This window comes from Vibrio atypicus (assembly GCF_009811315.1).
In the GTDB taxonomy this organism is placed as follows: Bacteria; Pseudomonadota; Gammaproteobacteria; order Enterobacterales; family Vibrionaceae; genus Vibrio; species Vibrio atypicus.
Map to the genome: position 1 here is coordinate 384558 of NZ_BLID01000002.1, position 15025 is coordinate 399582.

The window sequence follows — 15025 nt, forward strand, 5'->3', positions numbered from 1 at the left end:
AATTTAATACTGGCGATAAGGCAGCCATACCGACATGCGAGTATATTGATCACATTTAGATTCGACACGTATGAAGCCGTTGTGCTGATGCACAATCTGTTGGCATACCGATAAGCCAATACCAAGGCCAAAATTACCTTCTTTTTTAGTGGTAAAGTTGAGCTCGAAAATTTGTTGTTGAAGTTCGATGGGAATACCACTGCCATTGTCTTCAAAACTGACCACGCACCATTGTTTTCCATCGCGCTCTTTGAGTTGCGTTCTGATCGTCAGGCAACCTTTAGTTGGGAAAGCATCGATCGCATTGGAGATTAAATTGGTCCACACTTGTTGTAGGGCGATAGGTAAGCAGCGTGTGGGCGGCATTTCTGCGTAGTGCTTTTCTAATTTGTGCATTTTCAGTTTGTTTTCGAAAATGACTAATGTGTCTTCAATTCCTTCGTGCAAATCGGCGACGTGGAACTTTTCGTCGTCGGAGCGCGCATAGCCTTTTAAACTTTTTACCATGTCGGCAATACGTAGTGCGCAGACATTGATAGACCTTAGTGTGGAACCGGCCAAGTGGTAGTTTTCAAGTTGCTCAAGGTCTTCGAGTAAATGAGTATCTTTGCTGCTTGCTCTTGCTAACCAAGCTTTTTCATTGTTCAGGCCGAGTTTGACGAGCTTCTTAGCCACTCTTCGGTTATTTACTTGTTGGTCAACTACCTTGACCATCTCTCGTTCATTGGCGGTGGACTTTGGCTTAGAAAGCAGTGCTTGGTTCAAAACTTCTATACCTAAACCATTGTTTTTTGATTGTGGCGCGTCAATTAGTGCCTGTATTTTATTTGTTAAGGTTTCGGTTCCGCGGAGTATGGCAGCCACAGGGTTATTTAACTCGTGAGCCACTCCAGCGACAAGTTGACCAAGCATGGCCATTTTCTCTCTTTCTACTAATTGCTTTTGCGCTGACTCGAGAGATTCTAATGTCTTTTGCAGTTCGAGTTTTGTCGTGATGCTGCGCTGTAAACGGCGGTTGAAATGTCTTAAAAGCAGATTGGTAAAAAGTGGCAATAATGCGGTATTCGAATGCATTACTTCCGCAAAGATGTCTCTGTCGAGTTTGATTACTTCGGTTGGTTTTAGTGTGATTGCAGTAGAAAAGGAAGGCTCTCCAGTTACAAATGACATGCCACCAACAATATTGCCAGGCTTGTGGCGCACCACTTCTCGTTGCATACCGATTTCATCTTTCTTATATAGTGCAACCTCACCTTGAGTAATGAACCAAAGAAAGCGGTTTTCTTCTCCTTCTTTGGTGAGGAGGTGATCACTCGAATAGCAACGACATGCTCTACTTTCATCTTTTTCTGCAAAGAAGTTAAGCAGTGCATCGGTCACTTGAGCCGTTAAGTCTTGATCGGATAAACGGTGATGCTCGCTAATGAAGCCTTCCTGATAGCTACGCATCTTATAGTCGATATGCGTTTTAAGTAGCCGCTGATGGTCGAGTATTTGGCTATAGGCGAGCAAGTTTTCGGTGTCATTTTTGATGATAAAGGTCGTGAGTTCTTTTTGCGCCGTTTTACGAAGGACATGATCTTGGAGAGGCTTGGTTAAGCAGTGATCTAAGCGTCCATCATTGACGGCAGATAAGATGGCTTGGATATCTTGGCCACAACTGATCAGGACTTTACGTGCTTGCTGGGTATGCGGCATCTTATCAAGTTGAATAAGAAAATCGGCACCGTTAAATCCTTCATGATGACTGGCAATGACTAAGGCGACTGTTTGCTTGTTATCAGAGCAATAGTCGAGCGCGGCATTCGCATCTTCAAGCGTATCGGCAGTATGCATGTCGAATCTCGCGGCAAATGGTGACAACTCTTTGCGCAGTTGTTCTATGCTGATGGGGTTATTGTCTAAACAGAGTACGGCAAATTGATTCACTATCAGTCGCTTAAATCGAATACAGTGGTTTCACTCTATCAGCCCTGTTAGAAAGTTATTGAGAGCTAGGTTTTATATTCCTCGCTCATTTTTTAAGAAAGCCAATACTCTGATTTATCTCAATGTTTTTTGGTGTACACTGAATAAAACATTCTAAGAAGAAGATGATATGCATCAGTTAAAAAAATATGGCGCTATTGGTGGCGCGATTTCTCTTGCGTTATGTTGGCCTCTGGCTGTAGGACAAATCGGGCAGAACGTTATAACTGACGCCATTGCTCACATAAATAATGACTCTATGACGGCTGAAATTGTTAGCTACGATCGTGGTTACTTGTCGTCTCAAATTCAGACTCGCTATGTTGTATTAGATCCAGCATTAATAGAGCAACTTGCGCTCGACGGTTTACCAAATCAGTTTGTTGTGAATAGTGAGGTTTCCCACGGATTAGTTAGCTTAAGTGCGACCTCTGTGCTGGAGAATATGGAAGAATTTCCTATTACATTGGAAACCGTGACCCAATTAAATGGCAATACGGACTATACCTTCTCGTTAGATTCATGGAATCAAACAACTGACGGTGCTGATGGGGCTATGGTCTCAATTACGCCATCCGTTTTAAAAGGTCATGTTACCGTTCTTGGTGAGATGACTTATGATCTCGATGTACCTTCGGTTGAAGTCGATTTTAACTCTGGTGAGAAATTACTGGTTTCTGGAGTTAAAGGTACAGGGCAGGGACGCAAGCAAAATGGCTTCTGGCTAGGAGATCAAGAAGTGCGTGTGGGCGACGTGTCAGTGATGGACTCTACACAATCCGCATTATTTGGCATGAAGAATGCGCAATACCAATTTTCTTCTTCGATTGAAGAGCTATCTCAGCGAGTGAACAGCAAGCATGTGGTTGGCGTTGAAGATCTCGTTACGTCAGAAGGTACTGTTGATAAATTATCTCTGGACCTAGAGTTAGGTGATTTGGATAGCGGCTCTTTTGAACACTTGATAGCTTTGTATCAAAACAATCCGATGCTAACTGCGGAAGATATTCAGACTGCTATTCCATACGTGGAGACATTGTTCTCGAAAGGCTTTTACTTGTCGATGAACAAAATGGCTTTAACGTTGGGTGATGCAGGCGAGTTTGAAAGTCAGTGGAAGATTACAGTTCCTGAAGGAACGGATAACATTACCCAAAATCCAGCTATGGTGCTTCCTGCGTTAACTGGTAACTTAGATACCTTTTTCTCTAACGAGTTGGTTGAACAGTATCCGTTTATTAAACAAGGTGTCGACGAAGCGATTGTGATGGAGTTTGTTGAGCAAACTGATAAAGGCTACGAGATTCAAGCTGAATTAAAAGATGGAAATTTGGTGTTTCCTAATGGTCAAGAAATCCCGTTAATGGCGCTGCTCCTACCTGCAATAATGCAACCATAAGTTACGTTTTTTTAGTGTTTATCAAGAAAAGAGGTCTTAAGACCTCTTTTCTTGCTTTTTATAATAGAGAAAAAATGTTATTAATCCTGTAGTTCTCAAATTAAGCATGAGCAAGGAAAGTCAGAATGGATAATGTATATAACTTTAGTGCTGGCCCAGCAGGCCTACCTAAAGCGGTGATGGAGCAGGCGCAAGCAGAGTTTATCAACTGGAATGAGCTAGGTACTTCGGTGATGGAGATCAGCCACCGTAGTAAAGAGTTCATTAAGGTTGCTGAAGATTCAGAGCAAGATCTACGAGATCTGCTGAATATTCCTGATAACTACAAAGTTCTATTCTGTCAGGGCGGCGCTCGTGCACAATTTGCCGCAGTCCCTCTCAATTTACTAGGAACTGCGAAAAAGGCGACGTATATCGATGCTGGCTACTGGGCTGAAAGCGCTATCCAAGAAGCAAATAAATATTGTGAAGTGGATGTTTTTAATGCCAAAACTGAAAAAGAAGGCAAACTTGCCGTTGTCAGTGCTAGTGAATGGAAGGTGGATGAAGCGTCTGCTTACGTCCATTTTTGTCCAAATGAAACCATTGATGGTGTAGAGATCTCTGAACTTCCAGTAACTGATAAGCCAATTGTCGCGGATATGTCGTCAAATATTCTGTCGCGCGAGATTGACGTGTCTAAATACGGCGTTATTTATGCGGGTGCTCAGAAGAATATTGGTCCAGCTGGTATCTGCATTGCGATTGTTCGCGATGATCTTCTGGATTTAGCAAACGAGTTATTGCCAAGCTTTATTAGCTATAAGACGCTGGTAGAGAAAGACTCTATGTTCAATACTCCTCCAACTTTCGCTTGGTACTTGTCTGGTCTTGTTTTCAAATGGTTGAAAGCGCAAGGCGGTGTCGCAGCAATGGAGAAAGTGAACAAAGAGAAAGCAGCACTGTTGTACAATCAGATCGATGACTCTGATTTCTATAAGAATGACGTTCACCCAGAAAATCGTTCTAGAATGAACGTACCTTTCCAACTGGCGAAACCGGAACTTGATGAACTCTTCTTAGAGCAAGCTAAAGCGCGAGGTCTAGTATCGTTAAAAGGTCACCGAGCTGTTGGTGGAATGCGTGCTTCTATTTACAATGCGATGTCTCTACAGGGCGTTCAAGCATTGGTGAACTTTATGAAAGAGTTCGAAGCTAGTAACGCTTAAATTACTGCTTAGTGAACATTAAGGCTTAGCTCGAAAGGGCTAAGCCTTTTTTATTAGCGATGGTTACTATAGTGTGGCTGGTGGACTACGCTAATAATATTATTGTTAATATTTTTGGGTGGGTTTTGAGATGTTGCTTCGAAATCTAATGCCGATTTGTGCTGCTGTGTTAGGAATTCAAATTCTTTTACTGGGCTTTACGCTTCCCATGGTGGTCAGCACAGGGTTGATTTGTGCGTTAGTCTGGTGGGCATTGCACTCTATTGAAAAAGAAACTAACCAAGTTTTTAAGAAATTGAGCCATTCGTTGATTACTTTGATTTTTCCTGCGCTAGGCCAGCAAGCGAGTACCAGCGAGCAATATGCTCAACAAACGATAAAGCAACTACTGGCTAAATTACAGCGCTTACATGCATGCAGAAAAGTGCTGGAGAGAATTCCAGACAATGCGCCCAAAGAGATGAAACTGGCGTTACGTGATATGAAAGATACCCATCGAGAGATGCTGCAGTTAATAGAGATGAGTGAGACTTTAGCGCAGCAGCACAAAGATTTAGAAGATAGTATCGGTGTGACAGTTAAGGCTCTTAAACGAGCAGAATCGAGTCAGTGGGAGGAGGGATGTCTACGCAATGTTATTAAAGAGATTGAGAATAAAGCCTCAACACAAGTTGTCCGATAAACGATAATCGCAGTAAAAACTGCGATTATCGTTATGATTCACTTAACGGTGTTTAGGTTTACGGTTTGTAGTTGGCTTACCACCTGAATGATTACCTTTAGGCCCTTGTCCTGCCGGTTTTCCACCACGATTGTTTTGAGGCTTATTACCATGCGGCTTATTGCTCTGTCCATTTTGGTTACGACCATTTGAACTGCCTTGTGTGTTTCCGCCTGGCTTGCCATTTCGGCTTCCCGATTTACCGTTTGCACCTTTATTGTGTCCACCACGTTGATCGCCATTCATCTTCTCAAATCCAGGCTGGTTCTTAGTGTGTTTGGTAGCAAAGCGTTGCGAGCCATGACGACCTGATTTACGACGTTGAGCCGGTGTTTTGGCATCAAGATCTTCGGCTGGAACTAGACAGTTACTCTTATCACCAATTAGATGTTTTTTACCCATGTTGATCAGTGCTTCACGAATCATTGGCCAGTTCGCTGGATCATGGTAACGCAGTAGTGCTTTGTGAAGGCGACGTTGACGCTCGCCTTTGGCAACCGGTACATCTTCGCGTTTTTTGTATTTTACGCGTTTCAGAGGGTTCGTCTCTGAGTAATACATTGAGGTTGCGTTACACATTGGTGATGGATAGAAGTTCTGTACCTGATCACACTCAAAGTTATTCTTTTTCAGCCATAGGGCGAGGTTCAGCATATCTTCATCTTCTGTTCCTGGGTGAGCAGAAATGAAGTAAGGGATCAGATACTGTTTTTTACCCGCTTCTTCGCTGTATTTCTCGAACATTTCTTTAAAGCGATCATACGTCCCCATACCTGGTTTCATCATCAGATCAAGAGGGCCTTTCTCTGTATGCTCTGGTGCAATCTTTAGATAGCCACCCACATGGTGCGTTACAAGCTCTTTAACGTACTCTGGAGACTCAATTGCCAAGTCGTAGCGAACACCAGAGGCGATCATTACCTTCTTCACACCTTTTACTTTACGCGCAGCGCGATAAAGATCGATCGTGTGTTTGTGATCGGTATTGAGCTTGTTACAGATCCCTGGGAAGACACATGAAGGGCGTCGACAGTTTGCTTCTGCTTTTGGATCACTACAACCCAGTCGGTACATATTGGCTGTTGGGCCACCTAAATCTGAGATGGTACCGGTAAAGCCTGGTACTTTATCTCGAATTTCTTCAAGCTCGTTCAGGATTGATTCTTGAGAACGGTTTTGAATGATGCGACCTTCGTGTTCCGTGATCGAACAGAATGAACAGCCGCCAAAACAGCCACGCATGATGTTAACCGAAGTCTTAATCATATCGTAAGCCGGAATTTTTGCTTTACCATACATCGGGTGTGGTACGCGAGCAAAAGGTAGACCAAACACATAATCCATCTCTTCCGTAGAAAGTGGAATTGGCGCTTGGTTAACCCATAGCTCTCGGTCACCATGGCGCTGGATTAGAGCGCGGCCTGAATATGGGTTGGTTTCCAAGTGCATGATACGGCTTGCGTGCGCGTACAGAATTCGGTCATTGTTAAGCTTTTCAAACGGTGGAATACGCACTGCCGTTGTCGCTGCATCATGACGAGAAGGGCGAATTGTAATTGGTTTTGCTTCTGTCTCTTGCTCTTTTGCCTTGGTGTCACACTGCTCTTCAACCACGTATGGGTTAGGTGGAACAAAGGCTTCTTTACGTGGCTTTTCAATACGTGATGAATCGATGACGTTATAGCCTTCAGGTGCCGCTGGTAAGTTGACAGCAGTACCACGGATATCTGTAAGCGTTGAGATATCTTCACCATCTGCTAAGCGGTGTGCTACCTCGACAAGTGCACGTTCTGCGTTACCAAAAAGCAAAATATCCGCTTTTGCATCAAACAGTACAGAGCGGCGAACTTTATCAGACCAGTAGTCATAGTGCGCTAAACGGCGAAGACTCGCTTCAATACCACCCAATACAATCGGAATACCCTTGTATGCTTCACGGCATCGTTGCGAATAAACTAACGTCGCGCGATCAGGGCGTTTTCCACCTTCATTATTTGGTGTGTAAGCATCATCATGGCGCAATTTACGATCCGCAGTGTAGCGGTTAATCATAGAATCCATGTTACCCGCAGTAATACCAAAAAATAGATTTGGCTTACCAAGTGCCATAAATGCGTCTTTATTGCTCCACTCTGGCTGAGCAATGATACCAACGCGAAACCCTTGAGCTTCAAGTAAACGGCCGATAATCGCCATACCAAAGCTTGGGTGATCTACATAGGCATCACCTGTCACGATAATAATGTCGCAGCTATCCCATCCAAGGGCTTCCATTTCCTTACGGTTAGTCGGAAGAAAACGAGCGGTGCCAAAGCACTCGGCCCAATATTTTTTATGCTCGTGAATAGGAGTGATATTGCTGTACATATTTTGTTCTCGGATCCAGGGAGCGCGAATTATAGCGGCTTGAGGCTGGACTATCTAGCCCAATATATCCCTAGATTTTTAGGGTAATTGGCCCATATTTAGTCGGAATGTAAATGAGACTTTTTCGAACTTTATTTTTGGTCGCTACGAATTGTTTGATTTGTTAACGAGGTAACGTCTAATCCCTAATAAATAAGTTAAATTCAGCCTATATGATTTATTAATCAGGTTGAATATTGCTATGGATGCCGTTGGTGATAATACTCAGAATAGTGCAGCACTGAAACTTCCGAAGTATGTTGTATATGACTGGGAAATGGACATTAAAAATCAGACCTTTACTTGTGATGAACAAGGTCAGATGTTCATTTTTGGCCAAGTGTTGCAAAGTTTATCTGTCACTAAACTCCTTCGTTTAGTGCCGGCTCAGCAAAGAACGAAAGTTAAAGAAGCATTTCAGAAGGTGCTACTTTCTGGTGAGGATGAGTTTCTTCATTGTTGCCTGTTAACGCCGAATAGCTTGTTTATTTATGTAGAGCTATCAATAAGCCGCATTGATGAACACCATTTGAAAGGGACTATCTCTCCCTGCTTAATTGTTCCTAGCGCCCATGAAGCCGCTGAAATTTTCTATTCAGTGTTCGAAAATAAGCATCACGGAGTGGTGGTAACAGATCTTGAAACTCGCATTCTTGCTTGCAACCAGTATTTCGAACAAATGACTGGGTACTTGAGAAATGAACTAGTTGGATTAAAAACCAATATATTCAATTCATCTAGCCATGATGATAGTCACTACAATGATTTGTGGGATTCAGTTAACCAAAATGGGCACTGGTGCGGCGTCTTGCTTTCTCGTCACGCGAATGGCCGCGTTTTCCCGCAAAACTTAACCATACACAAAATTGCGCCAGGCAATGGCCAAGAGTATTTTATTGGTTTTGGAACAGATCTTTCTTCTGATCTTGCTCAAATTGAAGATATTGAATCTGGAGGTGTCGATCTACTAACCCAGCTTCCAACCACGGATGCATTCTTAGAAGAACTAAGTCGAAAATGCGATCTGATTGATGGACCCAATACTCTACTTGTCATCGCTATTCAGCCTAACTTTGACAGTGAAGATAGCAAAGCGCTTAAACAAGAGTTTTCAAAGTATTTGAAAGACAAAACCAGTGCTTTGTTTGTAGGTTATATGGACAACGGGCGTTTTCTCGCGTGCTTGCCTGTTTCTTTGGCTCATCCTAGTCAACGAGTTAGAGATATCGCCAAGTCCCTGACGACGTTTTTTCACTGTTTTAAACACTCAAATAAGGCTGTCTATGAGGCGTTAAAAAATGGGTTACTTGGGGTGTCGGTATATGGTGCGGATGCCAAAACTTCAAATCGGCTCGTCTCACATGCATGCCAAGCGATTCTAGAGCTGCACTCTGGTGAAAGTCGTCGCATTGCTTTCTACGATAGAGAAGTGCATCTGCAGCTAGAGAGAAAGAAACGTATTGAATCTCACGTTAAAAAGGTATTGGCTGAAGAGAATATTGAAGTCTATTTTCAACCAATTATTGATATAAAACTCAATAGGATCGCTAAATTTGAAGTGCTATGCCGCCTTCCAGTGCTGGAAGGGGAAGTGGTCTCAACCCAAGATTATATCTTAGTCGCAGAAGATACAGGGAAAATCGTTGAGTTGGATGATCTGGTTTGTCGTCTCGCATTTCAACATTTTCAGAGCTTAAAAACGGTATTCGGAGAGCATGTCGGTCTGTCGATTAACCGTTCTTTGAACACGGAAATTGGTGTTGTTGAAGTATTAAAACAAACGGCACTAGCGCTTGATAAAGAGGGAATGCCTACCGACAAATTGACCATAGAGTTTACGGAAAGCGCGCTGTTAAAAAATGATGAGCACAGTACTCAGGTTCTTCAAATGCTACGAGACTCTGGAGTAGAAGTTGCGGTAGATGATTTTGGTAGCGGATATGCTTCGTTCCAATATCTAAAAGAGCACTGTTTTGATGTACTGAAAATTGATAGGCAGTTTATTTCTGATCTTGCCCTAAATACCCGTGAATACCATATTGTGAGTGCGCTGATTCAGTTAGCTCATCAATTGAACCTGAAAGTTGTAGCTGAAGGCGTTGAGACGGAAGAGGAGTTGAATGTAGTTCGTGAATTAGGGGCTGATTATGTGCAAGGTTATTTGTTCGCTAAACCAAAGCCTTTAAACAAAATACTCAATGATGAAAGTTATGGTCATTGGCCTTTCTTGAAACCTGCCAAACCTAGCGGAACCTTGCTGAGCTTAGTCAGTAAACACGCTCATCACCTCGACCCTGGGGACCCACTATCGCTCGCTTACCAGTACTTTGAGCATCACTCGGGGGATTACTTACCTGTTGTTGATGGGAAGGTCTGCGTAGGTCTTTTAACGCGTTCGACCATGAATTTGCACATGACGCCAGGGATGGGGACGGATTTAGAGAATAATAAAGAGCGTGAAAACTGGCATAAAAGTGTCAATAGAATGATGACACCAATTAGCAGAGTGATTGACTGTCAGACACCGACAAGTGAAATGGCAGAGTTATCTTCACAGGGTAATAGTTTTCCTTGGGTGCTGGTAGACGACGCGGGCAGTTTCAAAGGGTTAGTAGAAATGAAAACGGCGTTTGAGTTTTTCTCTCAGGGAGGGATTTAATTTACTAATTCATTACTAATGCGTAGGTGTTAACCGAACTCTTGTCCTAAAGTTAATATTAAAGGGATGACATAGGGTGAGCGATGGATAATGCTTAGTGGACCTAAGGTACAAGATAATAAATTTCGCAACGTCCTTGATCCAAGCTTAACGTCAATTGAATGGTCTTGGGATATTAAGCACCACAAGTTGGACGTTGATCGAAGGGCTCTCGGCCAATTGTTACACTCTTCTTTACCTTCTGTATCGGGTAATGTGATTCTTTCATGCTTAGATTTCGATGATCAAGCTCGTTTTCTTGAGTTGATCAAAGAAGCGTGCCGTAGCCAACAGACCCTCACTTACGCGTGTTGCATGACCCTTGAGGGCGAACAATGCTGCTACGTAAATTTTTCGTTTTCTGGAGAGAATACCTACCTAGTCAAAGGGCATATTACGCCGCTTCTATATTTTTCGGTGACGACCTCACTCTTCAATGAGTTTTTCCAGCAACTGTTTGAAAACCCACATCATGGCGTTATTTTGGCTGATAGTAATAAGTCCATTTTGGCGTGTAATACCTATTTCCTAAATCACACTGGCTTTAGTGCGCGCGAACTTTTGATGAAGCCGATAGATGTGTTGGATTCAGATAAACATAGCCAAGATTTTTATCGCAACCTTTGGTTTGAAGTCGAAGATAAAGGTTACTGGTCCGGTGTTGTCTTGATTAAGCAAGCTCAGGGAAAAACAATCCCTCAAGATTTGACGCTGCAGAAAGTTAATTTTGGTGAGCGGACTTTTTACTTAGGTTATTACTTAGACATATCGAAGAACCTTTATCGCGTGGCAGATGTTGAATTGGGTGGCGTTGAGTTACTGACTCAGTTGCCGACGGAGTCTCAATTTACCTATATGGTCGCTAAGCGCTGGATGAACGAGCATGCTGAAAGTATCAGTATGGTTGTGGCGTTTGTTCCCAACTTTGAACAAACGGACGATTTTGACCTTAAGTCTATGCTTTCAGAGCACCTTTCTCGCAATCGAAATGCTCAATTTGTTGGTTATATTGGCAACAACCATTTTGTTGCGTGTCTTGAGTGCGCTAAAGCTGAGTCTCCTTCTCAGGTTCGTATAATTCATCAAACAATTCGACGCTTTTTTGCCACGCTCAATCATTTAGCTGGGAAGGTGATTCATCGCGCCATTATGAAAGGGAAGGTAGGGGTCTCCGTACTAGGGCATGATACGTATAACCCTAAGTTGTTAGTTTCTCACGCTGTTCAAGCTCTATTAGAACAGAGCAATAATAGCCAAGGTCAAATTACCTTTTACCATGGAGCGATTCACAAAGAAGTGCTGCGACGGAAAGAGTTAGAGGAGTGGGCCAGTAAGCTGATTAAATCACAAAGCATAGAAGTGTTTTATCAGCCCATAGTGGACACCAAAACTTGGGATATTGTGAAGTTTGAAGCGTTAAGCCGATTTAAAGGGCCTAATGGGCAAATGCTGAATACTCAAGAGATGGTGACAATTGCCGAAGACCTCGACTTGGTCTCAGATCTAGATTGGTGTGTGGGAAAGAAAGCTTTACAGGAACTAAGTGCGATCCAAGAAAGGTTTGGGGCGAAACTGGGTGTGACGATCAACCGGTCTTTGAATACTAAACTTGAAGTGGATGAAGTGCTGCAAAGTGCAGAGTCATTGATTTATCAATACGCAAAGACCCCAGATTTGGTCACTATTGAGCTGACGGAAAGCGCTTATTTTGATAGCGAATCTCGCCAGTCGTCACTCATTCGAAACATTCGGCGTAAGGGTGTCACAGTCGCAATTGATGACTTTGGTACCGGTTATAGTTCTTTTAGCTATTTGAGCGATTCAAACTTTGATTTGCTTAAAATTGACAGAGAGTTTGTAACCGACATAAAAATAGGCTCGCACAAATATTTTATCGTTAAAATGATTACGGAGCTTGCTCATACACTCAATGTTCGCGTGGTCGCTGAAGGCGTCGAAACTCGACATGAGCTCGAAGTCTTGTGTGGGCTTGGCGTCGATTATATTCAGGGCTACTTCTTTTCTAAACCTTTGCCGTTCGAGCAGCTTGAAAAAGCTTGGGCATACTATGACAAGTTGGAAGATTTTCTCAGCCGCACGTCAAGTATGCGTAAGGTAGGGATTCTGACGATTACTCAAACTCACATTCCAACTTTAGGGCCGAGAGATACTGTTGAACAAGCGCTGGCACTGTTTAACTCTCCTCGATTTGATTTACAAGTTGTCCCAATTGTAGATGGTCAAACTTGCCTCGGAATTGTTGGTCGTAAAGAACTCAACTATCACCTCACACCGACGCTGGGGACAAAACTCGAAACGACGCGTGATCTTACTATTGCTAAAAAACGCCTGAATCAAGTCATGCAGCCAGATGTCCATAAAATTTCCTATCAAACCAAGCTCATTGAAATATCTGATTTCATTCGCAGCGGAATAAAGCTGCCATGGGTGGTTGAAAATGAAATTGGTGAGTATTTAGGTATTGTCACGACTCAAGACGTACTGAATTATTTTGCTTCTCTTCGTTAGGCTATCGCCAACAAGTCGCTGACATCAATCGGCTAAGTTTGCTATCATCCGCTTCCATCAAATTTTAATAGATTAATACATCATGGTTCAGCAATTATTAGCCGTGTGCGCGCCAATGCTATTAGGTGCGCAGCTTATCTTGACGCTTATCCTTATCAAGGGGGATATCTGCCCTGGTCAGCGAGGCCGTATTCACAAAGTGTTGCCTACTATCGCAGTATTGTGGTTAGCGGTGGCATCACTGAAAATTGAAGCCATGATGGTGGTGTTTGCCATTGCCTATTTTTATTCAAAGGTTCAGACCAAAAAGACCAGAGATCAGGGGCCAATGTGGGTACTCTATCTTGCGAATGGTTTGGCTATATCTTATGTGGCGATTCTTGTCGGTGAACAAACTAGCCTAGCGGCGAGTTTGAATGTCGTGGTTCAGATTCCTTTATTGGGTGCTTTGTTTGCTCATTTGTTGTTAACAATCGCACGTACTCGCCTTCAAGCATTTCACAGAATTTTACCTGTGGCGGGTGTGGTGTCTGCCATGCTGATGGCTTTGGTTATTTTGTTAAAGGCGATGTCAATCGATGAACAAACTCTAATGGCGGCGATTCAACCTTTGCTGGTGGGCTTTGCCTTGATGATTTCGGGAGTCATTGTTTGGTGTTGGCATATGTTGGCGTCTCGTGAGATCAACAAAGCGCAATTGGGTTTCGGGTTGGCGGTGATGTTACTTGCGTTGACTTCTAATCAAGGCTTGTTTGTTCTTTAGAAGTGGCTCACTTTTAATTTTTGAATTTGAGGCTAGGCTTGTTTGTAGGATATGTGCAAAGGAGCGTAGCTATGGATCTGAGCAATGTCAGCGGTTTTGATAGCATTATTCTACTTGGAATCGTCAACGAAAAGTTAAGACTAGAATGCGACAGTTTTGAAGACCTTGTCAGCATGTATGAAATGGACGTTGAAGCGGTGATCGGGAAATTGGATGTACTCGGCTATCAGTATGACCCATTAACCAATCAATTTAAATCTTATCCAAGATAGCGGAAAGGAGGCACTCAGCCTCCTTTTTTATACGGTTTTTATCCCATCCAAATGACTTTTTGATTGCACGCGAGCGGTGTTAAAAAATGCTTGTAGATATCGCTTGTCTTTGTCTGAGTGGCGAGTTGCAGCAAACAATCGGCGCCACAAACCTTCTCCTAACGGTATACTCGCAATCAAACCTTGGCGAGAAAATTCACTGATTGCCCAGTTTGGTAATGCAGCTACACCTAATCCAGCCGAAACCATTTGAATCAACATAAGCGTATTGTCCGCTTGCTTCCATTTCGCTGGCTCGATTCCCGCTGGCTGTAAGAAGTGTTTAACCACATCTAAGCGATTTTTTTGAACCGGGTAAGAGAGCATGGTTTGATCTGCGAGATCATTTGGTTCTATCTGAGATTTCTGTGCGAGTGGATGAGAGATCGATGTAACCAAGCGCATTTCAAAGTCAAATAAGGGCTCGTAATGCACTTCAGAGCGCGGTTGGATGTCTGAGGTGATAACCAAGTCGAGTTCTCCTGCCATGAGCGCTGGCAGAGGTTCGAAGCCAAAACCCGATGAAAAGTCGAGGGTTACACTTGGCCAAGCGACTTGATATTCTTTTAACGCAGGCATCAACCATTGAAAGCAAGAGTGACATTCAATCGCCATGTGCAAGCGACCATTCACATCCTCTTTTAAACTTGCGAGCTCATTTTCAGCCTTTGCTAGACGTGGTAACAGGTCATCCGCCAGTCTTAAAAGAATCTCTCCCTCTGATGTGAATTTCACTGGACGAGTTTTTCGTAGAAAGAGCTGTCCTCCAATTCTAGCTTCGAGATCTTTAATCTGATGCGATAGAGCCGATTGGGTTAAATGCAGAGTCGTCGCCGTTGCCGTGAGTGACCCGGTATCTCTTAACGCGGTGAGTGTTCTTAGGTGCTTGAGCTCTATCATGAAATCCCTTCAGACAAACTTAGTTAGCATGAGTATTTTTAACTTACGCTGTTTTATAGGATGTGTAAACATCTAGACGTCTAAAATTTTAATCCATTTCAGTCATGAGGTAAGCATAAGTT

Annotated in this window: 10 protein-coding genes; 7 read left to right on the forward strand and 3 right to left on the reverse strand. The window is 43.1% G+C overall.

The features are described 5' to 3' along the window. Positions 1–3 precede the first annotated feature (3 nt). Positions 4–1929, reverse strand: a complete 1926-nt coding sequence (locus tag GVO60_RS06295; RefSeq protein ID WP_159651987.1) for an ATP-binding protein — start codon at positions 1927–1929, stop codon at positions 4–6. 169 nt (positions 1930–2098) lie between these two features. Here GVO60_RS06295 and GVO60_RS06300 point away from each other — a divergent pair, with 169 nt between their 5' ends. From GVO60_RS06300 to GVO60_RS06310, 3 genes are all read left to right on the forward strand, one after another. Continuing rightward, positions 2099–3367 (forward strand): DUF945 family protein, encoded by a 1269-nt coding sequence (locus tag GVO60_RS06300; RefSeq protein ID WP_159651989.1) that lies wholly within the window; start codon positions 2099–2101, stop codon positions 3365–3367. 125 nt (positions 3368–3492) lie between these two features. After that, complete coding sequence (gene serC / locus GVO60_RS06305; RefSeq protein WP_159651991.1) at positions 3493–4575, forward strand: 3-phosphoserine/phosphohydroxythreonine transaminase; 1083 nt, start codon at positions 3493–3495, stop codon at positions 4573–4575. A gap of 130 nt (positions 4576–4705) precedes the next feature. After that, positions 4706–5257: a hypothetical protein gene (locus tag GVO60_RS06310; RefSeq protein ID WP_159651993.1), complete on the forward strand. Its 552-nt coding sequence runs from the start codon at positions 4706–4708 to the stop codon at positions 5255–5257. A gap of 42 nt (positions 5258–5299) precedes the next feature. On the opposite strand, the gene GVO60_RS06315 is transcribed toward GVO60_RS06310, so the two are convergent. After that, the gene (locus tag GVO60_RS06315; protein WP_159651995.1) at positions 5300–7663 is read right to left on the reverse strand and encodes a YgiQ family radical SAM protein; all 2364 of its coding nucleotides are present in this window, start codon (positions 7661–7663) and stop codon (positions 5300–5302) included. A gap of 241 nt (positions 7664–7904) precedes the next feature. Between GVO60_RS06315 and GVO60_RS06320 the strand changes: the two genes are divergently transcribed. The 4 genes from GVO60_RS06320 to GVO60_RS06335 all read left to right on the forward strand — a co-directional run bounded on the left by GVO60_RS06320 (position 7905) and on the right by GVO60_RS06335 (position 13964). Beyond that, complete coding sequence (locus GVO60_RS06320; RefSeq protein WP_159651997.1) at positions 7905–10361, forward strand: EAL domain-containing protein; 2457 nt, start codon at positions 7905–7907, stop codon at positions 10359–10361. 90 nt (positions 10362–10451) lie between these two features. Further along, positions 10452–12929, forward strand: coding sequence for an EAL domain-containing protein (locus GVO60_RS06325; RefSeq protein WP_159651999.1), 2478 nt, complete (start codon positions 10452–10454; stop codon positions 12927–12929). Positions 12930–13011: 82 nt separating this feature from the next. After that, on the forward strand, positions 13012–13692 hold the full coding sequence (locus GVO60_RS06330) for an HI_1241 family integral membrane domain (protein WP_159652001.1): 681 nt from the start codon (positions 13012–13014) through the stop codon (positions 13690–13692). A 71-nt stretch (positions 13693–13763) separates the two neighbouring features. Continuing rightward, positions 13764–13964 carry a DUF4250 domain-containing protein gene (locus GVO60_RS06335; protein ID WP_159652003.1) on the forward strand — a complete coding sequence of 67 codons (201 nt, stop codon included), beginning with the start codon at positions 13764–13766 and terminating at the stop codon, positions 13962–13964. A 27-nt stretch (positions 13965–13991) separates the two neighbouring features. Here GVO60_RS06335 and metR read toward each other — a convergent pair whose 3' ends face one another. Beyond that, positions 13992–14903 (reverse strand): HTH-type transcriptional regulator MetR, encoded by a 912-nt coding sequence (metR, locus tag GVO60_RS06340; protein ID WP_159652005.1) that lies wholly within the window; start codon positions 14901–14903, stop codon positions 13992–13994. Between the last annotated feature and the right edge of the window lie 122 nt (positions 14904–15025).

What these genes read in the sequence shown, in the direction of transcription:
- GVO60_RS06335 (WP_159652003.1), top strand. Translation starts at nt 13,764, where the DNA reads ATGGATCTGAGCAATGTCAGCGGTTTTGATAGCATTATTCTACTTGGA.
- GVO60_RS06325 (WP_159651999.1), top strand. Translation starts at nt 10,452, where the DNA reads ATGCTTAGTGGACCTAAGGTACAAGATAATAAATTTCGCAACGTCCTT.
- GVO60_RS06310 (WP_159651993.1), top strand. Translation starts at nt 4,706, where the DNA reads ATGTTGCTTCGAAATCTAATGCCGATTTGTGCTGCTGTGTTAGGAATT.
- GVO60_RS06300 (WP_159651989.1), top strand. Translation starts at nt 2,099, where the DNA reads ATGCATCAGTTAAAAAAATATGGCGCTATTGGTGGCGCGATTTCTCTT.
- metR (WP_159652005.1), bottom strand. Translation starts at nt 14,903, where the DNA reads ATGATAGAGCTCAAGCACCTAAGAACACTCACCGCGTTAAGAGATACC.
- GVO60_RS06315 (WP_159651995.1), bottom strand. Translation starts at nt 7,663, where the DNA reads ATGTACAGCAATATCACTCCTATTCACGAGCATAAAAAATATTGGGCC.
- GVO60_RS06320 (WP_159651997.1), top strand. Translation starts at nt 7,905, where the DNA reads ATGGATGCCGTTGGTGATAATACTCAGAATAGTGCAGCACTGAAACTT.
- GVO60_RS06330 (WP_159652001.1), top strand. Translation starts at nt 13,012, where the DNA reads ATGGTTCAGCAATTATTAGCCGTGTGCGCGCCAATGCTATTAGGTGCG.
- serC (WP_159651991.1), top strand. Translation starts at nt 3,493, where the DNA reads ATGGATAATGTATATAACTTTAGTGCTGGCCCAGCAGGCCTACCTAAA.